The organism is Streptomyces marokkonensis, from assembly GCF_008312835.1.
GTDB lineage: Bacteria > Actinomycetota > Actinomycetes > Streptomycetales > Streptomycetaceae > Streptomyces > Streptomyces marokkonensis_A.
In genome coordinates, this window is sequence record NZ_VSKS01000019.1 from 58,063 (window position 1) to 78,399 (window position 20,337).

20 protein-coding genes are annotated in these 20,337 nt (G+C 71.3%); 11 read left to right on the plus strand and 9 right to left on the minus strand.

All coding sequences use genetic code 11. From position 1 onward, the window contains the following. Window positions 1–138: 138 nt before the first annotated feature. Window positions 139–522 (plus strand): hypothetical protein, encoded by a 384-nt coding sequence (locus tag F1615_RS27505; RefSeq protein WP_244328874.1) that lies wholly within the window; start codon window positions 139–141, stop codon window positions 520–522. A 139-nt stretch (window positions 523–661) separates the two neighbouring features. On the opposite strand, the gene argS is transcribed toward F1615_RS27505, so the two are convergent. After that, window positions 662–2,419, minus strand: a complete 1,758-nt coding sequence (gene argS, locus F1615_RS27510; RefSeq protein ID WP_149551741.1) for an arginine--tRNA ligase — start codon at window positions 2,417–2,419, stop codon at window positions 662–664. Window positions 2,420–2,569: 150 nt separating this feature from the next. Here argS and lysS point away from each other — a divergent pair, with 150 nt between their 5' ends. Continuing rightward, the gene (lysS, locus tag F1615_RS27515) at window positions 2,570–4,312 is read left to right on the plus strand and encodes a lysine--tRNA ligase (RefSeq protein WP_149551742.1); all 1,743 of its coding nucleotides are present in this window, start codon (window positions 2,570–2,572) and stop codon (window positions 4,310–4,312) included. 60 nt (window positions 4,313–4,372) lie between these two features. Here the strand turns inward: lysS and F1615_RS27520 are convergent, their stop codons facing one another. The 3 genes from F1615_RS27520 to F1615_RS27530 all read right to left on the minus strand — a co-directional run bounded on the left by F1615_RS27520 (window position 4,373) and on the right by F1615_RS27530 (window position 7,561). Next, entirely contained in the window at window positions 4,373–5,692 is a 1,320-nt protein-coding gene (locus F1615_RS27520; RefSeq protein WP_149551743.1) for a DUF2637 domain-containing protein, read from the minus strand. Window positions 5,693–5,780: 88 nt separating this feature from the next. Further along, on the minus strand, window positions 5,781–6,632 hold the full coding sequence (locus F1615_RS27525) for a DUF3558 family protein (protein ID WP_149551744.1): 852 nt from the start codon (window positions 6,630–6,632) through the stop codon (window positions 5,781–5,783). A gap of 119 nt (window positions 6,633–6,751) precedes the next feature. Continuing rightward, complete coding sequence (locus F1615_RS27530) at window positions 6,752–7,561, minus strand: DUF3558 domain-containing protein (RefSeq protein ID WP_149551745.1); 810 nt, start codon at window positions 7,559–7,561, stop codon at window positions 6,752–6,754. A 216-nt stretch (window positions 7,562–7,777) separates the two neighbouring features. Between F1615_RS27530 and F1615_RS27535 the strand changes: the two genes are divergently transcribed. Beyond that, window positions 7,778–8,971: an RtcB family protein gene (locus tag F1615_RS27535; RefSeq protein ID WP_149551746.1), complete on the plus strand. Its 1,194-nt coding sequence runs from the start codon at window positions 7,778–7,780 to the stop codon at window positions 8,969–8,971. Window positions 8,972–9,007: 36 nt separating this feature from the next. Here the strand turns inward: F1615_RS27535 and F1615_RS37000 are convergent, their stop codons facing one another. The 4 genes from F1615_RS37000 to F1615_RS27555 all read right to left on the minus strand — a co-directional run bounded on the left by F1615_RS37000 (window position 9,008) and on the right by F1615_RS27555 (window position 11,668). After that, on the minus strand, window positions 9,008–9,274 hold the full coding sequence (locus F1615_RS37000; protein WP_341873466.1) for an SANT/Myb-like DNA-binding domain-containing protein: 267 nt from the start codon (window positions 9,272–9,274) through the stop codon (window positions 9,008–9,010). A 1,045-nt stretch (window positions 9,275–10,319) separates the two neighbouring features. Beyond that, on the minus strand, window positions 10,320–10,553 hold the full coding sequence (locus F1615_RS37180) for a hypothetical protein (RefSeq protein ID WP_388235885.1): 234 nt from the start codon (window positions 10,551–10,553) through the stop codon (window positions 10,320–10,322). After that, on the minus strand, window positions 10,457–11,233 hold the full coding sequence (locus F1615_RS27550) for an SDR family NAD(P)-dependent oxidoreductase (protein ID WP_149551747.1): 777 nt from the start codon (window positions 11,231–11,233) through the stop codon (window positions 10,457–10,459). Before F1615_RS27550 ends, F1615_RS37180 begins: the two co-directional genes overlap by 97 nt. A gap of 99 nt (window positions 11,234–11,332) precedes the next feature. After that, a complete protein-coding gene (locus tag F1615_RS27555; RefSeq protein WP_149551748.1) occupies window positions 11,333–11,668 on the minus strand; it encodes a YnfA family protein in 336 nt (111 codons plus the stop codon). Window positions 11,669–11,763: 95 nt separating this feature from the next. Here F1615_RS27555 and F1615_RS27560 point away from each other — a divergent pair, with 95 nt between their 5' ends. Next, window positions 11,764–12,246 carry a MarR family winged helix-turn-helix transcriptional regulator gene (locus tag F1615_RS27560; protein ID WP_149551749.1) on the plus strand — a complete coding sequence of 161 codons (483 nt, stop codon included), beginning with the start codon at window positions 11,764–11,766 and terminating at the stop codon, window positions 12,244–12,246. Here the strand turns inward: F1615_RS27560 and F1615_RS27565 are convergent. Beyond that, a complete protein-coding gene (locus tag F1615_RS27565) occupies window positions 12,243–12,644 on the minus strand; it encodes a winged helix-turn-helix transcriptional regulator (RefSeq protein ID WP_149551750.1) in 402 nt (133 codons plus the stop codon). The genes F1615_RS27560 and F1615_RS27565 overlap by 4 nt on opposite strands. 123 nt (window positions 12,645–12,767) lie before the next feature. Between F1615_RS27565 and F1615_RS27570 the strand changes: the two genes are divergently transcribed. The 7 genes from F1615_RS27570 (at window position 12,768) to F1615_RS27600 (ending at window position 20,248) form a co-directional block, all read left to right on the plus strand. Beyond that, window positions 12,768–13,658 carry an NADP-dependent oxidoreductase gene (locus F1615_RS27570; protein WP_149551751.1) on the plus strand — a complete coding sequence of 297 codons (891 nt, stop codon included), beginning with the start codon at window positions 12,768–12,770 and terminating at the stop codon, window positions 13,656–13,658. An 87-nt stretch (window positions 13,659–13,745) separates the two neighbouring features. Continuing rightward, window positions 13,746–14,840 carry an LLM class flavin-dependent oxidoreductase gene (locus F1615_RS27575; RefSeq protein ID WP_149551752.1) on the plus strand — a complete coding sequence of 365 codons (1,095 nt, stop codon included), beginning with the start codon at window positions 13,746–13,748 and terminating at the stop codon, window positions 14,838–14,840. Next, a complete protein-coding gene (locus tag F1615_RS27580) occupies window positions 14,837–15,463 on the plus strand; it encodes an FMN reductase (RefSeq protein ID WP_149551753.1) in 627 nt (208 codons plus the stop codon). The genes F1615_RS27575 and F1615_RS27580 overlap by 4 nt, the downstream gene beginning before the upstream one ends. A gap of 73 nt (window positions 15,464–15,536) precedes the next feature. After that, complete coding sequence (locus F1615_RS27585; RefSeq protein ID WP_149551754.1) at window positions 15,537–16,265, plus strand: response regulator transcription factor; 729 nt, start codon at window positions 15,537–15,539, stop codon at window positions 16,263–16,265. Then, window positions 16,266–17,708, plus strand: coding sequence for a HAMP domain-containing sensor histidine kinase (locus F1615_RS27590; protein ID WP_244328875.1), 1,443 nt, complete (start codon window positions 16,266–16,268; stop codon window positions 17,706–17,708). It abuts the gene before it with no gap. Between the two features lie 495 nt (window positions 17,709–18,203). After that, window positions 18,204–19,469: an ArgE/DapE family deacylase gene (locus F1615_RS27595; protein ID WP_149551755.1), complete on the plus strand. Its 1,266-nt coding sequence runs from the start codon at window positions 18,204–18,206 to the stop codon at window positions 19,467–19,469. A 71-nt stretch (window positions 19,470–19,540) separates the two neighbouring features. Continuing rightward, entirely contained in the window at window positions 19,541–20,248 is a 708-nt protein-coding gene (locus F1615_RS27600; protein ID WP_149551756.1) for an AAA family ATPase, read from the plus strand. Window positions 20,249–20,337 lie beyond the last annotated feature (89 nt).

The following is a 20,337-nucleotide window of genomic DNA, read 5'->3' on the forward strand; positions in this document are numbered from 1 at the left end:
GTCCAGTGGACCGTTATTCCTTTGGAGAACGTAGGTCCTCTTCGCTTTGGGATGAGCCGTGAGGAGGCGGAAAGAGCCCTGCACGGAGTCGCCGTACGGGGTGTCGCAACAAGTGCCGCGCCTGGTCTGGGTGGCAGCGTGGAGTTCGATTCCCTTGACGCGAAACCTCTTGCCCCCTCGTCCGTCGTGACGACGTATTACGACGCATCCGGCGCGCTGGCCGGCGTTGCGGTGGATGCGCGCAGTGGGCCCCAGGTGACACTGGAGGAAATGCGTCTCGTGGGTCGCGTGCCGTCTGAACTCGAGGAGCAGTTCGGACGGTATCTGGAGGTGCATGATCGGATGGTCACCTACAACCAGGACTGGGATTTCTCCTGCAATGTCCTCGGTATCGTCGTCCGAGCACAGCGCGTTGACGACGTTGTGCTGAGTCGCCCGGTTTTCGTCGCCCGTCATTGGGCCGACCGTTGTGGTGACATCTGCGAAGGACCCGTTCCCCAGGAGGAATGGAAGCACCACTGACCCCGAAGCCGTCTACGGCCTGGGACAGGATCGGACGCCATCGCGGATGTGTGCCGGGCCCGTCTGCCGATCCAAGTAGGCGTGAAGTCCCGCAAGAGAGATCTTGCGGGACTTCTGCTCGTCCGAGCCGGGCGTGTGGTCAGAGGCGTTCGGGCGTCCGGATGCCCAGGAGGCCCATGCCCTTGGTCAGGGTGCGGGCCGTCATGTCGCAGAGGAAGAGGCGGTTGGCCACCTGCTCCGGGGTGTCGGCCTTGAGGACCGGGCACTTGTCGTAGAACGACGTGTACAGCGACGCCAGCTGGTACAGGTACGCCGCCAGCTTGTGCGGGGCGTACTCCGCGGCGGCCTCGAAGACCGTGTCCCCGAACGCGTCCACATGCAGGCCCAGCGCGCGCTCCGCCGGGTGCAGGTCCAGCTCCGGGTGGGCGGACGGGCGTACGTCTCCGGCCTTGCGGAGGATGGACTGGATGCGGGCGTAGGCGTACTGCAGGTACACCGACGTGTCGCCGTTCAGCGACACCATCTGGTCCAGGTCGAACTTGTAGTCGCGGCTCGGCGACGTCGACAGGTCCGCGTACTTCACGGCGCCGATGCCGACCTGCGCGGCCCGCTCCCGGATCTCGTCCTCGGTGAGGTCCCGCGCCTTCTCCCGCACGACCTCCGCGGCCCGCTGCACCGCCTCGTCCAGCAGGTCCTCGAGGCGTACGGTCTCGCCCTCACGCGTCTTGAACGGCTTGCCGTCCGCGCCGAGCACCGTGCCGTAGCCCATGTTGTGCGCGGTGACGTCGTCGTTCAGCCAGCCGGCCCGGCGGGCCGTCTCGAAGACCATCCTGAAGTGCAGCGACTGGCGCACGTCGACGACGTACAGCAGCGTGGTCGCGTGCAGGTCCACGACGCGGTTGCGGATCGCCGTGAGGTCGGAGGCCGCGTAGCCGAAGCCACCGTCGGCCTTCTGAACGATCAGCGGGACCGGCTGGTCGTCCTTGCCGCGGATGTCGTCGAAGAACACCACGAGCGCGCCCTCGGAGCGCACCGCGACGCCCATCTCCTCCAGGAGGCGGGCGGTCTCGGGCATGCCCTCGTTGTACGCCGACTCGCCGACGATCTCCTCGTCGCGGATCTCCATGTCCAGCTTCTCGAAGACGGAGTAGAAGTAGACCTTCGACTCGTCCACGAACTGCTGCCACAGCTCCAGCGTCTCCTTGTCACCGGACTGCAGGGCGACGACCCGCTTGCGGGCCCGCTCCTTGAAGTCGTCGTCGGAGTCAAAGAGCACCCGCGAGGCCTTGTAGACCCGGTTCAGGTTCGACATGGCCTGCTCGCCGTCGACCTCCGACGCCGGCGCCAGCTCGCCCGGGTGCTCCAGCAGGTACTGGATGAGCATGCCGAACTGGGTGCCCCAGTCGCCGATGTGGTGCCGGCCGATCGTCTTCTCGCCGGTGAAGTCGAGCATGCCGCGCAGGGCGTCGCCGATCACCGCAGACCGCAGGTGACCGACGTGCATCTCCTTCGCCACGTTCGGCTGGGCGTAGTCGACGACCGTGACGCCCGCGTCCTCCTTCAGCGGCACGCCGAGGCGCTCGCCGTCCGCGAGCCGCGCGGCGAGGTTCCCGGTGATCGCCCGGTCGGCGACGGTGATGTTGAGGAAGCCGGGGCCGGAGACCTCGACGTCCTCGATCAGGTCACCGGTCGTGATGCGCGAGACGACCTCGGCCGCCAGCTCCCGCGGGTTCGCCTTCGTCTTCTTGGCCAGCGCGAGGATCCCGTTGGCCTGGAAGTCCGCCCGGTCACTACGTCGCAGCAGCGGGTCGGCGCCGGCGGCCTCCGGCCGGGTGGCCGAGAGGGCGGACGCGAGCTGCTGCTGGACGGAGTCGGTGAGGGACGTGACCGAGGCCATGGAGGCTGCCGTTCTGCTCGGGTTCGTGGGCTACTACGAAAGCCGAGTATCCCACGCGGTGAAAAGCGGTTTTCGCGGATGCGGGCCGTCCTGGGAGAATGGGGCGGTCAGCCGTGCGACCGTACCGGCTGCCCGAGCAGAAAGAAGGACGTGCCGATCGTGGCTCAGAGCACCGAGACCACCGACTGGGTCTCCCGTTTCGCGGATGAGGTCATCGAGGAGTCGGAGCGCCGGGCCGCGGGCAAACCTGTTGTCGTCGCGTCCGGACTCTCCCCCTCCGGACCGATCCACCTGGGCAACCTCCGCGAGGTCATGACCCCGCACCTCGTCGCCGACGAGATCCGCCGCCGCGGCCACCAGGTCCGGCACCTGATCTCCTGGGACGACTACGACCGCTACCGCAAGGTCCCGGCCGGAGTCGCCGGCGTGGACGAGTCGTGGGCCGAGCACATCGGCAAGCCGCTGACCTCCGTCCCCGCCCCCAAGGGCTCGGCGCACCCGAACTGGGCCGAGCACTTCAAGGCCGCGATGACCGAGTCGCTGGCCGAGCTGGGCGTGGAGTTCGACGGGATCAGCCAGACCGAGCAGTACACCTCCGGTGTCTACCGCGAGCAGATCCTGCACGCCATGAGGCACCGCGGCGACATCGACGCGATCCTCGACCAGTACCGCACCAAGAAGGCCCCCGCGAAGAAGCAGCAGCAGAAGCCGGCCGACGAGGCCGAGCTGGAGGCCGCCGAGGGCTCCGGCGCCGCCGCCGAGGACGACGGCAGCTCCGGCTCCGCCGGGTACTTCCCGTACAAGCCGTACTGCGGCAACTGCGAGAAGGACCTGACGACGGTCACCGCGTACGACGACGACTCCACCGAGCTGACCTACGCCTGCACCGCGTGCGGCTTCTCGGAGACCGTCCGGCTGAACGAGTTCAACCGCGGCAAGCTCGTCTGGAAGGTCGACTGGCCCATGCGGTGGGCCTACGAGGGCGTGATCTTCGAGCCGAGCGGCGTCGACCACTCCTCGCCGGGATCCTCCTTCCAGGTCGGCGGGCAGATCGTCGGCATCTTCGGCGGCAAGCAGCCGATCGGGCCGATGTACGCCTTCGTCGGCATCAGCGGCATGGCGAAGATGTCGTCGTCCCGGGGCGGCGTGCCGACCCCGGCCGACGCGCTGCAGATCATGGAGCCGCAGCTGCTGCGCTGGCTGTACGCCCGGCGCCGGCCCAACCAGTCCTTCAAGATCGCCTTCGACCAGGAGATCCAGCGCCTGTACGACGAGTGGGACCGGCTCGACGTCAAGGTCGCCGACGGTTCGGCCCTGCCCGCCGACGCCGCCGCGCACTCCCGCGCGGTGCGCACGGCGAGCGGCGAGCTGCCGAGGACCCCCCGCCCGCTGCCGTACCGCACGCTGGCCTCGGTGGCCGACATCACCGCCGGTCACGAGGACCAGGCCCTGCGGATCCTCAGCGAGCTGGACCCCTCCGACCCGCTGGGCTCGCTGGACGAGGCCCGGCCGCGGTACGACAAGGCCGAGGCGTGGATCAACACCCACGTCCCCGCCGACCAGCGCACCATCGTCCGCGCCGAACCCGACGCCGACCTGCTGAAGTCGCTCGACGAGCGGGCGCGGCAGTCGCTGCGGCTGCTGCTCGACGGGCTCGCGGACAACTGGTCGCTGGACGGGCTCACCCACCTCGTCTACGGCGTGCCCAAGGTCCAGGCCGGCTTCTCGGCCGACGCCACGCCCAAGGAGCTGCCGGCGGAGATCAAGACCGCCCAGCGGTCCTTCTTCGCGCTGCTGTACCACCTGCTGGTGGGACGGGACACGGGACCGCGGCTGCCCACGCTGCTGCTGGCCGTGGGCCAGGAGCGGGTGCGGGCGCTGCTCGGGGAGTAGGCCCAGGCCGTACGAGAAGGGGGCGCCCGGTGATCACCGGGCGCCCCCTTCTCGTACGCGCTAGGCGATGTGCTCGTCCGTCAGCTCCGCGTTCAGGCGGTTGGAGAACCGGTTCACCATGCGCTTGGCCTCGGCCTCGTCGAGGGCGACACCGTACGTCGCCTCGACGTCGGCGAGGAACCCGCGCGGGGTGGGCGCTCCGTTCCCGCTCTTTATCGACTCACGGAACACCTGGTAGTACGCCTCCTCGTCCGGGCCGGAGGCAGGGGTGCCGCCGCCCTCGCCCAGCTCGCGCGTGCGGCCGCCCGGGACCACGGGAATGGGGAAGCTGCCGGTCTCCTCCGGAGAGGGCTCCGGAAGGGGCGGCTCCTCCTGGTACTCGTCCTGGTACTGCTCGGCGTGCCGCTGTTCCGCGTACCAGCGGGCGTACTCCTCGTCGGGGTCGTAGGTGGGGTCGTAACCGCCGTGGTACTCGACGGTCTGCGGGTCGCGGGCGTGCAGCCACGGATTGCCCGCGGCCTCTTCCCGGTACTCCGGGTTCTGATGGCCCTCGAGTTCAAGCCGCTGGTCGCCGGGAGGCACGGGCGCCGAGCCCGCCCGGGCCCCGGCGGCACGACCGCCCGCACCCGTGTCGGCGCGGCCGCCCGCGGGAATCTCCGCGGTCCCGGGCGCCGGGGGGAGCAGCGCGGGCTCTATGCCCGCCGCCGCCAGGCCCGCCGGGGCCGTGTCGGCCAGGGGGACGCCGTACTTGGCGAGGCGCAGCGGCATCAGGGACTCGACCGGGGCCTTGCGGCGCCAGGCGCGGCCGTAGCGGGAGCGGAGACGGGCCTGGTACACCAGGCGCTCCTGCTCCAGCTTGATCACCTGCTCGTAGGAACGCAGCTCCCACAGCTTCATCCGCCGCCACAGCAGGAACGTCGGGCCGGGCGAGAGCAGCCAGCGGGTGAGGCGGACACCCTCCATGTGCTTGTCGGCGGTGATGTCGGCGATCCGCCCGATCGCGTGCCGGGCCGCCTCCACGGAGACCACGAACAGCACCGGGATCACGCCGTGCATGCCCACACCGAGCGGATCAGGCCACGCCGCCGCGCCGTTGAAGGCGATCGTCGCCGCCGTCAGCAGCCACGCCGTCTGCCGCAGCAGCGGGAACGGGATGCGGATCCAGGTCAGCAGCAGGTCCAGCGCGAGCAGGACACAGATACCGGCGTCGATACCGATCGGAAAGACGTAACTGAAGTCACCGAAGCCCTTTTGCAGGGCGAGCTCACGGACAGCCGCGTACGAACCCGCGAAGCCGATCCCGGCGATGACGACCGCACCGGTGACGACCACGCCGATGAGAACCCGGTGCATCCGTGTCAGCTGCAGTGGCCCGGCCACCCGTACTCCCCTCCCGATGCGTGTTGTTGCGCGCAACAGAGTGGCACATGTGTGCGGGAGACGGGTGGCCGGTTCTGATTCAGAGGGTTCAGTCCTTGCCGGAGGACGACTTCGAGGCCGACGGCGACGCCTTGTCCGACGCCTTGCCCGACGCGGACGCGGACGGCGAACTGTCCGCCGCACCGGCGCTGTTCGCCTCCGTCACCGAGGCCACCGCCTCCTTGGCCGCCTTCTGCGCGTCCTTCAGCAGGCCGTCGGCGTCCGGCGTCTTGTCACCGGCCAGACCCGCACCGTTGTAGTCGAGGGTGACGACCACGTTCTCGACGCGTGCCACCACCGTCTGCTGCTTGAAGGTGCCTTCCTTCTTCTTCAGGTCGTAGCGCACCGTCGTCGCCTCGTCACCGGTCCCGGTGAACGGCTCCACCTCGGTGCCCTTAGCGCCCTCCGCCGACTGGGCGTCCCGCACCTGCTTGTCGTAGTACTCCTTGGCCAGCTTGTCGCCCGGGCCACGGGTGGTGTCCGAATCGAAGCGCAGCAGCGACACGTTCAGCCAGCGGAACTGCGAACCCTTCACACCGTTGTTGTCGAGGCTGCTCCAGGAGCAGCTGGCACGCGTGGAGAGGTCGTCCGAGCTGCCCTCCTTGCCGGACTTCGCCTTCGGTGCCAGATCCTCCAGCGTCTTCTTCGACAGCACCCCGCACACCTCGGGGAGCTTCTTGTACGCCGCCGCCTGCACGGTCGGGGACGGGCTCGCGGACGTCGACGCAGAGGCGCCGGCGCTCTTGTCCTTGCCGTCGTCGGAGCCGGAGTCCGAGGAGCAGCCGGCGGCGATCAGCATCACCGGGACGGCGGCCGCGCAGACAAGGACGCGGGTGAGACGCTTCGCTCGCTGGTCAGCTGGGTCTCGCTGTGCTCGTCGCTGCATGGTTCCTTCACTCATGACGCTCGTGTTCCCTGCGGTCGGAACGGGGTCCGAGGGGTCACGGTACGCGTTGAGCCACCCGTGCGGTCCTTCTTCACCCGCTTCGGACAGGGGGACGAAGGGGACGCGAACGGTGCTCAGCCGCTCAGCGAATCGGCCAGCTCGGAAGCCAGTTTCCGTGCCCTGTCCTGCATTTCCTTGCTGTCCGGCACGGCACCGACGGTCATCGGCTGCTCCGCGTACTCGACGGTCACGATCACATTGGACGTGCGGAACGCCACAGTCACCGTGCGCTGCTGGGCGGTCGAACCGGAGCTGTCCAGCTCGTCGTCGAGGAACGCCTCGTCGCCCAGATCCTCCAGAAGACGCGGCTGGAGGTCGGTCGGGCCGGCGGAGGGCGAGGCGGAGGACGACGACGCCGAGGAGGACGGCGTCGAACTCGCTTCCCCGGACGGGCTGATGGAGGGCGTGCCGGACTCCGTGGTCGTCACCGTCGGCTCCGGGAGCCGCGCCGCCGACCGCTTCGTCGCGAAGAGCTGCCCGGCCCGGGCGTCGTCGCTGACGGCGTTGTCGTAGGAGACGACCCGCTCGAAGTCGACCAGCAGGTGGTCGGTCGCCGCGGCCGACTCCACCTTCCAACGGCAGCCCACCTTGCGGTCGGTGTCGTAGGTGAGGGTCGCCTCGCCCGCGTACGCCTTCTCGCGCTGCGCCTCGTCGGTCATCTCCCCGATCCCGGGCAGGAGTTGGTCGAGCGTCGCGCCGTCGACCACGCCGCAGGGTTCCGGGAGCGTGGCGTACCGTCCGGGCTGGGCCGCCTGGGTCGCCGTACCGGCGCTGCCCGGGTTGGAGTTGTCCGACCGGCCGCCGTCGTCCGGACTGCCGGTGCAGCCGGCCAGCACGGCCGCCAGGAGCGCGGCGACGCCGGGTACGTACGCCTTCCGCTGCACGGTCGGGCTCCTCTCGACGGTGGACGCGGGACGGTGCCCGCCGGGTCCTCCCAGTGTCCCCGCTGGTTAATCGCTTGCCGCAGGGGGGCGCTCTTCGCAGACAATGTGTATCGCACGCACTGCCGTGGACGCCGGTCCGTCATCCCTTTTCGTCGACCTTGGCGCCGGTTTTGCACTTAGAGACTTCTGTTGGTTTTCCGGGGGAATGGGGACGTTGTGTCGTACGTGGAAGTGCCCGGCGCGAAGGTGCCGATCCGCATGTGGACGGACCCGGCGACGGTGGAGGAGGGCGCCCTCCAGCAACTGCGGAACGTCGCCACCCTGCCGTGGATCAAGGGCCTGGCCGTGATGCCGGACGTGCACTACGGCAAGGGCGCGACGGTCGGGTCGGTCATCGCGATGCGCGGTGCGGTGTGCCCGGCGGCGGTGGGGGTCGACATCGGCTGCGGGATGTCGGCGGTGAAGACGTCCCTGACGGCGAACGACCTGCCCGGTGACCTCTCGCGGCTGCGCTCGAAGATCGAGCAGGTCATTCCGGTGGGCCGGGGCATGCACGACGACCCGGTGGACCCCGGCCGGCTGCACGGTTTCGCGACGGGCGGCTGGGACGACTTCTGGTCCCGGTTCGGCGGGGTGGCGGACGCGGTCAAGTTCCGCGAGGAACGCGCCACGAAGCAGATGGGGACGCTCGGCGGAGGGAATCACTACATCGAACTTTTGTTCGATAGTGCCGGATCTGTGTGGCTCACCCTGCATTCCGGTTCCCGGAACATCGGCAAGGAGCTCGCCGAGCATCACATCGGCATCGCGCAGAAGCTCCCGCACAACCAGAACCTGGTCGACCGCGACCTCGCCGTCTTCGTGGCGGACACCCCGCAGATGGCGGCGTACCGCAACGACCTGTTCTGGGCGCAGGAGTACGCGAAGTACAACCGCTCGATCATGATGGCGCTCCTGAAGGACGTGATCCGCAAGGAGTTCAAGAAGGCCGGACCCACCTTTGAGCCGGAGATCTCCTGCCACCACAACTACGTGGCGGAGGAGCGGTACGAGGGCATGGATCTGCTCGTGACCCGCAAGGGAGCCATCCGCGCGGGTGCCGGTGAGTACGGGATCATCCCGGGGTCCATGGGTACCAGCTCGTACATCGTCAAGGGGCTCGGTAGCGAGAAGGCGTTCAACTCGGCTTCCCACGGGGCGGGTCGGCGGATGAGCCGGAACGCGGCGAAGCGGCGGTTCACCGTGCGGGACCTGGAGCAGCAGACGAGTGGAGTGGAGTGCCGGAAGGACTCCGGTGTACTGGACGAGATTCCGGGCGCGTACAAGAACATCGACCAGGTGATGGAGCAGCAGCGTGATCTCGTCGAGGTCGTGGCGAAGCTGAAGCAGTTCGTGTGCGTGAAGGGTTGAAGCGCGGGGCCCTGAGACCCAGGGCCCCGCGGTCGATCATTGACTCGTTGTGCTCGGCGCCGAACCGTTTCGTAGGCGCCACCGGCGGATGAGGCAACTTTTCTCCGTGCGGCCAAGCACCGAGGCGGCGTCCGTGTCGCTGTTCAGGCGCAGCAAGACACGGTCCTCTTCTTCTGTCCAGCGCTTGCGCTGGGGGGCGATCCTCATGTCGGCCGGCCTGACCCAATCGCTCAGCGCACTGGCAGCGGCCTGCTTGCGCGCCAGGGACAGCGATCCGGGGTAGTACAGGTCTGCGGCCAGCATCTGGCCGTTTTCCTTTGTGTAGAGGATGTTGTAGATGCCGTCGCGGCGTGTTGCGCTTTAGGGTGCGCTCCGTCCCCGTGAGCCGCTGCGCGTACGAACAGATGTAAGCGCCGATTGCTTCACTCGAGGTTGTCACGGAGACGAAGGGAAATCCCACTTTCGTGATGCCCACGGAGCCGTCCGCGTCGATCAATCCACGCACGTGGTCGCGCGCGGAGAAAGGCTCCCGCGGCGGTTCGATGGTCTGGGACTTCCGCCCGTAGGGGAGAACCAGTTCGTTGATCTGGCTTCTGGCGGCCAGGGCGCACAAGGTCCAGGTGGCCGAGGTGTGTGTCTCGGCGAAGTTTGTCGACCGCGTACGCTCTGTGACACTGCTGTAGTACGGGGTCAGCCGTTGAAACTCGCGCAGGATCTCGACGTCGCGGACATTGATCTCGACGGTCAGGCGCCCTTTGCGGCCAGGCCCTCTTTCCAGGTGACCGTCCGCCTGTAAGAACCCGAACATATACGCGTACTCGGGAACCATGAGGTCCATGAAGCGGTGAGCGGTAGGCTCGCATGCAGCCATGAGGAAGCTCATCCTGCCTTTTCGGTCAGGCCCTCGGGCGGGACCGGCATCCCGGACGAGGGCCGTCATGTCTGACGTGGTGACGCGAGCCTAGGTCGGGTGTTCATCTCCCGGCCGTGCGATCGATGTCTTTCACCCCTGTGAGTTACTGCAGTTGATGGCGAATCGTTCCGAGATGGCTGGTGCGCGAGTCAGTGGGCAGGAAAGCCCCAGCCGCCGGGATGGAGGGGCACAGCTCGGAATGAGCGCCGATGCGCTCACAGTTGACCGTGTCGCCGTCGGCTTGCAGCAGGTAGGGGCCGGTGTTCCCATAGGGCGGGCAAGGCGCGTCTCCGGTCACCTGGCCGCTCGGCTTCTGATGGGCGGCGTAGCGCAGTGCGGACGAGCTCTGGCACGGCTCAGGCCGCGGTGCCGCCGAAGTCTCGGGTCTGTGCAGCGCGCAGCCCGGGTATCGCGCGATCCGTTTTCCGGTTCGTGCTACTTCGCGTGGGTCACCGCGTAGATCATGACGAAGGCCACGATGTGGATGCCGAAGAGGAAGTAGGCGAGGTAGTACCAGACGTAGCGTTCGCGCTTCTTCTCCAGGGCCAGGCGGCGCTGTTCGGCGTCGGGCATCAGGGCTCCCGGTGGACCTTGGTGTTGGACGCCTGGGCGCGCGGGCGGACGACCAGCAGGTCGATGTTGACGTGGGGCGGGCGGGTCACCGCCCAGGTGATGGTGTCGGCCACGTCGTCCGCGGTGAGGGGCTCGGCGACGCCCTGGTAGACCCTGGCGGCCTTCTCCGTGTCGCCGCCGAAGCGGGTGAGGGCGAACTCCTCCGTCCTGACCATGCCGGGCGCGATCTCGATGACGCGCACCGGACGGCCGACGATCTCCAGGCGCAGGGTCTCGGCGAGGACGTGGGCGCCGTGCTTGGCGGCGACGTAGCCCGCGCCGCCCTCGTAGGTGGCGTGGCCGGCGGTGGAGGAGACGATGACGACCGTGCCGTCGCCGCTCGCGTCCAGCTTGGGGAGCAGGGCCTGGGTGAGGTGGAGGGTGCCGAGGACGTTGGTCTCGTACATGGTGCGCCAGTGGTCCGGGTCGCTGGTGGCGACCGGGTCCGCGCCGAGTGCGCCGCCCGCGTTGTTGACGAGGACGCCGACGGTCCTGAAGGCGGTGGCGAACTCGTCGACGGCGGCGCGGTCGGTGACGTCGAGGGGGTAGGCCGTGGCGGCGTGGCCGGCGGCGGTGAGCTCCTCGGCGAGCGCCTCGATGCGGTCCTTGCGCCGTGCGGTGAGGACGACGCGGTATCCGGCCTCGGCGAGCCGGCGTGCCGTGGCGGCCCCGATTCCGCTGCTCGCGCCCGTGACGACGGCGATGCGGGACGCGGCGGGCGGTGCGGCGGTGGCCATGGGCTGCTCCTCGGCGATCGGGGCGGATCGGGCACGACGCGCACTCCCCGCCGTGCCCGGTCAGCATAAGCGGGGGCCGATGGGGTGACGGCGGGGGCGTCAGCCGTTGCGCGGGGCCCACATGATCACGGCCATTCCGGCGAGGCAGACCAGGGCGCCGGTGATGTCCCAGCGGTCCGGGCGGTAGCCGTCGGCGACCACGCCCCACAGGATCGAGCCGGCGACGAAGATGCCGCCGTACGCGGCGAGGACGCGGCCGAAGTGGGCGTCGGGCTGGAAGGTGGCGACGAAGCCGTAGGCGCCGAGGGCGAGGACGCCGCCGGCCGCCCACATCCAGCCGCGGTGTTCGCGCACGCCCTGCCAGACCAGCCAGGCGCCGCCGATCTCGAGGAGCGCGGCGAGGACGAACAGGGCGGCGGAGCGGGCGATCAGCATGCGTGCAGCTTCGCATCCGGGTACGTCACCTGATGGACGGCGCCTGGCACGGGCCGTGGGTGGGATACATCCGCAGGAGCGGAGAGGAGCTGCGCATGCCGGAGACCGTGCGGGCAGGGCTGCTGGCGGAGCTGGCCGTGGTGTCCCGGCGCTACATGGCGGCCCACGCCCTGTTCAACCAGGCGCTCTCCGACCACCTGGGTCTGCACCCCACCGATCTGCAGTGCCTGAACCTGCTGACGCTGGAGGGCGGCCCGGTGACCACGGGCCGGGTCGCGGAGCTGACGGGGCTGACGACCGGCTCGGCGACGCGGCTGGTGGACCGGCTGGAGCGGGCGGGGTACGTGGTGCGGGAGCGGGACGCGGGGGACCGGCGGCTGGTGCTGGTGGCGGTGGTGCCGGAGCGGGCCGAGGAGTTCGGGCGGGTGTGGGAGCGCCTCGGCGGCGGCTGGTTCGCGCTCTTCGACGACCTGGACGACTCCGGGCTGGCCCTGTTCATCGACCACATGAGGCGCACGACGGAGTTCAGCGCGGAGCAGGCGGCCCGGCTGCGGTCGGGGGAGGTCCCGGAGGGTTAGGCGGTCTCGGCGTCGTGGGCTTCCCGGGCCCGGTGCACCTCGTCGAAGTGGGTCTCCGCCCAGTCCTTCACGGCGCTGAGGAGCCCGCTGAGGCTGGCGCCGAGCGGGGTGAGTTCGTAGTCGACGCGGACGGGGACGGACGGGGTCACCGTGCGGGTGAGGAGGCCGTCGCGTTCCAGTGAGCGCAGGGTCTGGGTGAGCATCTTGGGGCTGACGCCGGCGATCTTGCGGCCGAGGTCGCTGTAGCGCATGGGGCCGGCGGCGAGGGCGCTGACGACCAGGCCGACCCACTTGTCGCTGATGCGGTCCAGGAGCTGGTTGGTGGGGCAGTTCTTGAGGAACGCGTCGTACTCGACGCGTGCCTGTTCGCGCCGCTGGGCCGCCGTCGTGGTCGCCATGGCTCACCTCCGGGAGACAAACGCACTCTCAGGTAACTACTTACTGATCGATAGTAGCTCTCCCTAGGGTTGTGGTCAGCCGCGGGGAAACCGCGGAAACAGTCACGAACAGGGAGTTTCGTCATGCGTGCTGCGGTGGTGACGTCGTTCGGCGGGCCCGAGGCCGTGCGGGTCGTGGAGTCGGAGGTGCCGGAGCCGGGGGCCGGCCAGGTGCGGATCAAGGTCGCGGCCTCGGCGCTGAACCCGGTGGACGCGGCGGTGCGGGAGGGCGTCTTCGGCGGTGCGGGCCAGGTGATCGGGCTCGGCTGGGACGTCGCGGGGACGGTCGACGCGGCCGGGCCGGCGACGGCGTGGAGTGCGGGGGACGCGGTGGTCGCGCTCGATCACGGCATGGTGAAGCCGCTGGGGGCGCACGCCGAGTACGTGGTGGTCCCGGCGGACGCGGTCGCGCGGGCACCGCGGACGGCCGGCGCGGCGCACGCGGCGACGCTGCCGCTGAACGCGCTGACGGCGGCGCAGGCCCTGGATCTGCTGGCGGTGCCCGAGGGCGGGTCGCTGCTGGTGACGGGCGCCGCGGGTGCGGTCGGCGGGTACGCCGTCCAGCTCGCCGCGCACCGGGGGATCGCCGTCACCGCCCTGGCCCGGGAGGACGACGAGGAGCTCGTGCGCTCGCTCGGTGCCGCGCGCTTCACGGGCGGCGCGGTGCGGGCGCGGAGCTTCGACGCCGTGCTGGACGCGGCGGTACTCGGGGAGCGGGCGCTCGCGTGGGTGCGGGACGGGGGTGCCTACGCCGGTGTGATCCCGCACGTGGAGCCGGCGCCGGAGCGCGGGGTGCGGGTGGCCGCGGTCGAGGTGGCCGCCGACGGGGCCCGGCTGGCGGAGCTGGTGCGGCTGGTGGACGAGGGGGTGCTGACGCTCCGGGTCGCGGAGACGTATCCGCTGGCCGACGTGGTGAAGGCGCACGCGCGGCTGGCGGAGGGCGGGGTGCGGGGGCGGCTGGTGCTGGTGCCGTAGGCGTCCGGCCGGGGGTGGAATAGGAGAGGGCGGGGCGTCGTTCCAGGGGTATAGTTGAACCATAAACAACCTGGAGGGTGAGCGGCCATGCAGTTCGGGATCTTCAGCGTCGGGGATGTCACTCCCGACCCGACCACGGGGCGCACTCCGACCGAGCGTGAGCGGATCAAGGCCATGGTCGCCATCGCGCTGAAGGCCGAGGAGGTGGGCCTGGACGTCTTCGCGACCGGTGAGCACCACAACCCGCCGTTCGTGCCGTCCTCGCCGACCACCATGCTCGGCTACATCGCGGCCCGCACCGAGCGGCTGGTCCTCTCCACCTCCACCACCCTGATCACCACCAACGACCCGGTGAAGATCGCCGAGGACTTCGCGATGCTCCAGCACCTGGCCGACGGCCGGATGGACCTGATGATGGGCCGCGGGAACACCGGCCCGGTCTATCCCTGGTTCGGCCAGGACATCCGCCAGGGCATCAACCTCGCCGTCGAGAACTACGCCCTCCTGCACCGGCTGTGGCGCGAGGACGTCGTCGACTGGGAGGGCAAGTTCCGCACCCCGCTGCAGGGCTTCACCTCCACGCCCCGTCCCCTGGACGGCGTCCCGCCGTTCGTCTGGCACGGCTCCATCCGCTCGCCGGAGATCGCCGAGCAGGCCGCGTACTACGGCGACGGCTTCTTCCACAACAACATCTTCTGGCCGGCCGACCACACCAAGCGCATGGTCGAGCTCTACCGGGCCCGGTACGCCCACTACGGGCACGGCACGCCCGAGCAGGCGATCGTCGGCCTGGGCGGTCAGGTGTTCATGCGGAAGAACTCGCAGGACGCGGTGCGCGAGTTCCGCCCCTACTTCGACAACGCGCCGGTCTACGGGCACGGGCCCTCGCTGGAGGAGTTCACCGCGCAGACCCCGCTGACCGTGGGCTCCCCGCAGCAGGTCATCGAGAAGACGCTGTCGTTCCGCGAGTACGCCGGCGACTACCAGCGCCAGCTGTTCCTGATGGACCACGCGGGCCTGCCGCTGAAGACCGTGCTGGAGCAGCTCGACCTGCTCGGCGAGGAGGTCGTGCCGGTGCTGCGCGAGGAGTTCGCGAAGGACCGCCCGGCCGGCGTGCCGGACGCGCCGACCCACCCTTCGCTGCTGGCCGGCGCCAGGAAGCAGGAAGGAGCGCGGGCATGAGGATCGTCGTCGTATCGGCCGGACTGAGCGTGCCGTCCTCCACGCGGCTGCTCGGTGACCGGCTGGCCGCCGTCGCCGCCCCGGCCGCGACCGCCCCGGAACCCGGGCCCGCCGACGTCGAGGTGATCGAGCTGCGCGACCTCGCCGTGGCGATCGCGCACACCTTCACCAGCGGCTTCCCGGGCCGGGCGCTGTCCGACGCCTTCGAGGCGGTCGCGGGCGCCGACGGGCTGATCGTGGTCACGCCAGTGTTCTCGGCGTCGTACAGCGGGCTGTTCAAGTCGTTCTTCGACGCGCTCGGCGTCACCGACCCCGACGCCCTCGCCGGGAAGCCGGTGCTGATCGCCGCGACCGGCGGTACGGCACGGCACTCGCTGGTGCTGGACCACGCGCTGCGCCCGCTCTTCTCCCACCTCAGGGCCGTCGTCGTCCCGACCGGCGTCTACGCCGCCTCCGAGGACTGGGGCGCCGAGGGTCTCGACGGGCGTATCGAGCGGGCTGCCGGGGAGCTGGCGGCGCTGATGGCGGGGCTGTCCACCGCCCGTCCGCTGCCCCGGCGGGACTCCTTCGAGGACGTCACCCCGTTCGAGGAGCGGCTCGCCGCGCTGCGGCCCGCCGGGTGAGATACGGGTAAGAAGCCGGCCCCGGTGCCGTCCGCCGGGGCCGGGGGACCCGGGCGGTTGGCACACTGGGCGCGTGCCGCACACCGTTCTGCTCGCCGAAGACGACCGCGCCATCCGCAACGCGCTGGAGCGCGCCCTGACCCTGGAGGGCTACCGGGTCACGGCCGTCGCCGACGGTGTCGAGGCCCTCGCGCAGGCCCACCGCAGCCGGCCCGACGTCCTGGTGCTCGACGTGATGATGCCCGGCATCGACGGGCTCCAGGTGTGCCGGGTGCTGCGCGCCGAGGGCGACCGCACACCGGTGCTGATGCTGACGGCGCTGGTGGAGACCGCCGACCGGATCGCCGGACTGGACGCGGGCGCCGACGACTACGTCGTCAAGCCGTTCGACGTCGAGGAGGTCTTCGCCCGGCTGCGCGCCCTGCTGCGGCGGGCGGCCCCCGTGCCGCCGCCCGAGCCGGCACCCGAGCCCGCGGAGGGGCCGACGCCGGGTCCCCCCGGACGGTTCCTCGAGGCGGCCGGGCTGCGCATGGACCCGCAGGCCCGCCGGGCCTGGCGCGGCGGGCGGGAGCTGGAGCTGACCCGCACCGAGTTCGAGCTGCTGGAACTGCTGATCCGCAACGCGGGCGTCGTCCTGGAGCACGCCACCATCTACGACCGCATCTGGGGCTACGACTTCGGCCCCGGTTCCAAGAACCTCGCCGTCTACGTCGGCTATCTGCGCCGCAAGCTCGACGAGCCCGGCGCGCCACAGCTGATCCACACGGTGCGCGGGGTGGGTTACGTGCTGCGGGAGGGCTGAGTGACCGCGGGCGGTGTGCACGGGTCGCCGGCCGCGCGCCGGCGGCTGCGGCTGCTGTCGCTGGGGACCACGTTCGCGGTGGCGTTCGCGGCGGTCACCGCCACGGTCACCGTGCTGGTCGGCATCCTGTCGTACAACGCCGCCGCCCGGCTGGTGCGCGTGGACCAGCAGTCCGTTTTCGACGAGGTCGTGCAGGACCTGCGCGGCGAGGTCCGGGAGAACCGGATGACGCCGCACGACTTCTCCTCCGCCGCGCCCGGCCACGACCTGGTGCGGCCCGCGCGGACCGACGTGCAGGTGCTCGGCCCGGACGGCGGCGTCTTCGACCCGGGTGACCCCGGGCTGCCGGTGGTCGACGCGGACCGCCGGATCGCCGGTGCCGCCACGGCCGGACGGGTGGCCGTGCACGCGGACGTCGACGTCGGCAGCGACGTCTACCGGGTCGCGACCGTCTCGCTCGGCGGCAGCCGGGGCGCGGTGCAGGTCGCGCAGGAGTTCAGCAACACCGAGGACCTGCTGCGGGCGCTCCAGCGGCGCACGCTGATCCTGATGGCGGCGGTGGTCGTCGGGGCCGGGCTGTTCGGCTGGTGGCTGGCCCGCCGCATCACCCGCCGCCTGGTCGTCCTCACCAACACCGCCGAGGCCGTCGCCCGCACCCGGCGGCTCGGCATCCAGGTGCCCGTCGCCGGGTACGACGAGGTGGGACGCCTCGGCCGCGCCTTCGACCGGATGCTGGGCCGGCTCGCCCAGTCCGAGGAGGACCAGCGCCGGCTGGTCCAGGACGCCGGGCACGAGCTGCGGACGCCCCTCACCTCGCTGCGCACCAACATCTCGCTGCTGCGCCGCATCGACGAGCTGCCGCCCGGCACCCGTGAGGAACTCGTCGCCGACCTCACGCAGGAGGCCCGCGAACTGACCGACCTCGTCAACGAGCTCGTCGACCTCGCGGCCGGGCAGTCCGACACCGAGCCGCCGCGCCGGGTCGACCTCGCGGACGTCGCCGAGGACGTGGCGGGACTGGCCAGGCGGCGCACCGGGCGGCAGATCGTGGTGCGCGCGAGCGGCGACACCACGACCCACGGACGGCCCGGGATGCTCACGCGGGCGCTGTCCAACCTGGTCGAGAACGCGGTCAAGTTCGACCGGGACGGCGGCGCCCCCGTCGAGATCCGCGTCGCGGGACCGGCCCGCCCGGGCACGGTGCGGGTGGAGGTGCGCGACCGGGGTCCGGGCATCGCCGACGACGACCTGACCCGCGTCTTCGACCGCTTCTACCGCGCCGCCGACGCGCGTTCCCTGCCGGGGTCGGGGCTCGGTCTCTCCATCGTCCGGGAGGTCGCGCTGGCCCACGGCGGTGCGCCGTACGCCTACCGGCGGGAGGGCGGGGGGACGGTGACCGGGTTCACGGTGGGAGGCGGGGGCGTGCGGCCGCCGGACGGGTGAGGGGCGTTCCGGGGGCCGGAGGCCGGGGGCCGGGGGCCGGGGGCCGGGTTGGCCGGTCGGGCGCGGCCCGGCGTCGGCGGCGTTTCGTCGCGCCGACCCGTGCAGCCCTGGGCTTCCAGGCCTTCAGGGCACAGGGGAAGGCGCGATTGCCCGCGACTGGGCGGTCGCGTGACCGGGGATGCCTTGGCGGCCGGTGGTGAGCGGTTGGGCGGTTGTGCGCGGTGCGTGCTGGTGCGGGGCGGGGGTGGGGCGCGCGGCCCGGCGCTTGCGGGGTGTCTCCCCCAGAGGGGGGACTCCCAGCGCCGACCCGTGCAGCCCTGGGCTTCCAGGCCTTCAGGGCACAGGGGAAGGCACGGTTGCCCGCGGCTGGGCGGCTGGACGGTTGGGTGGCCGGGGGTGGTTGGTGGCTGGTGGCAGGCGTAATCGGGTGTCCGGGTGCGCAGGTATGCGGGCGGGGGCGGCGCCGTGCCGTTCCCCGGCGAGGGGAGGGGCGGCATGCTCACCGACGAGGAGGCCGCCGCGCTGGCGGCGGTGGACGAGGCGGCGCTGGGGCGGACGCTGCTGGAGCTGATATCCGTGCCGAGCGTGACCGGGAGCGCCGCCGAGTCGCAGCTCCAGCACCAGCTGGCCGGGCGGTTGGAGTGGCTCGGGATGGACGTCGACCTGTGGCCGCTGGATCTGCCCGCGCTGCGCGCCGACCCCGGCTTCCCGGGGACGGAGGCGCCCCGGGACGAGGCATGGGGACTGGTCGGCACCACCCCCGACGGCGGCGACGGGCCCACGCTGATCCTCCAGGGCCACGTCGACGTCGTACCACCCGGTGACCTCGGCGCATGGGACGGGGATCCGTTCGTGCCCCGGGTGACCGGGGACCTGGTGCACGGGCGCGGGGCCTGCGACATGAAGGCCGGGCTCGCGGCGCACCTGGCCGCGCTGGCCGCGATACGGACGTCCGGGGTCCGGCTGCGCGGCCGGGTCGCCGCGCACTTCGTCGTCGGCGAGGAGGACGGCGGCCTCGGCGCCTTCGGCACCCTGCGGCGCGGCCACCGCGGCGACGCCTGCGTCATCGCCGAACCCACCGCCGGCACGCTGATCACGGCCAACGCGGGCGCGCTGACGTTCCGCATCGCCGTGCCCGGCAGGGCGGCGCACGGCAGCGCGCGGGAGCAGGGGGTCAGCGCCGTCGACGCGTACCTGCCGCTGCACCGGGCGCTGGCCGCGCTGGAGACCGAACGGAACCGGGACCCCGACCCGCTGCTCGCCGAGTACCCCATCCCCTACGGCCTGTCGGTGGGCACCCTGCGCGCCGGGGACTGGGCGAGCAGCGTGCCCGATCTGCTGGTCGCCGAGGGCCGGTTCGGCGTACGCCTCGGCGAGGACCCGGCCGACGCGCGCGCCGCGCTGGAGCGGTGCGTGGCCGACGCGTGTGCCGCCGACCCCTGGCTGCGGGACCATCCGGCGACGGTGAGCTGGCCGGGCGGGCAGTTCGCGAGCGGCCGGCTGCCCGAGGGGCACGCCCTCGCGGACACGGTCGGGACGGCGCATGCCGACGCGACCGGCGGCCCGCGGCCGCGGCTGCGCGGGGCCACGTACGGCAGCGACCTGCGGCACTACACCGGCGCCGGAATCCCGACGCTGCAGTACGGCCCCGGGGACATCGCGGTCGCACACGGCGCGCGCGAGCACGTCTCCCTGCGGGAGACGGTGCGGGCCGCGCGGGCGCTGGTGCTGACGGTGCTGCGGACCGTCGGCACCAAGTGAGGGGCTGATCACCGCCGGCGTACCGCGCGGGGAGCTGACCCCGGACCCTCCGCCGTGGCAGACTCGGGCCCGTGATCATCGAACGTGCGTACGCACACGTGGGCTCGTACGACGAGGGGGAGTGGCCCTGGTCGGTCCCCTGCGTCCGCGAACTCCTGGGCGACGGACTGCGATTCACCGCCCCGGTGACCTTCGTGGTCGGGGAGAACGGCTCGGGCAAGTCCACCCTGGTCGAGGCCCTCGCCGAGGGCTTCGGCCTGGACTCCTGGGGCGGCTCCCACGAATGGCGCTACGCCAGCCACCGCGCCAAGTCCGTCCTCGGTGAACACGTGCGCTTCGACGCGGCCCCCCGCGGTCGCCGGATGCTCGCCTCCTGGTCGGCCCGCCAGGGCTTCTTCCTGCGCGCCGAGACGGCTCTCGACGCCCTCGGCCGGGAGGGCCTCGACCCCGACGCGCGCAGCCACGGCGAGGGCTTCCTCGCGGCGTTCCGGGACAAGTTCCTGCGACCCGGCCTGTACGTCCTGGACGAGCCCGAAGCGGCCCTGTCCTTCTCCTCCTGCCTCGAACTGATCGGCCACATCGACCAGTTGGCGGGCGCCGGCGCGCAGGTCATCTGCGCCACCCACTCGCCCCTGCTGACCGCGCTGCCCGGCGCGGACATCATCGAGGTCGGCGAGCACGGCATGCGCCGCACCACCTGGCAGGACCTCGCCCTGGTCGACCACTGGCGCCGCTACCTCGCCGACCCGGGGGCGTACCTGCGCCACGTGCTGGAATGACGCCCGCGCGGTTCCGATTCCCGATCCAGGGTTTTCGTTTCCCGGTTTCCGTTATCCGGCCCGGGGCGGTGGCTCTCCTGTTGTGACAG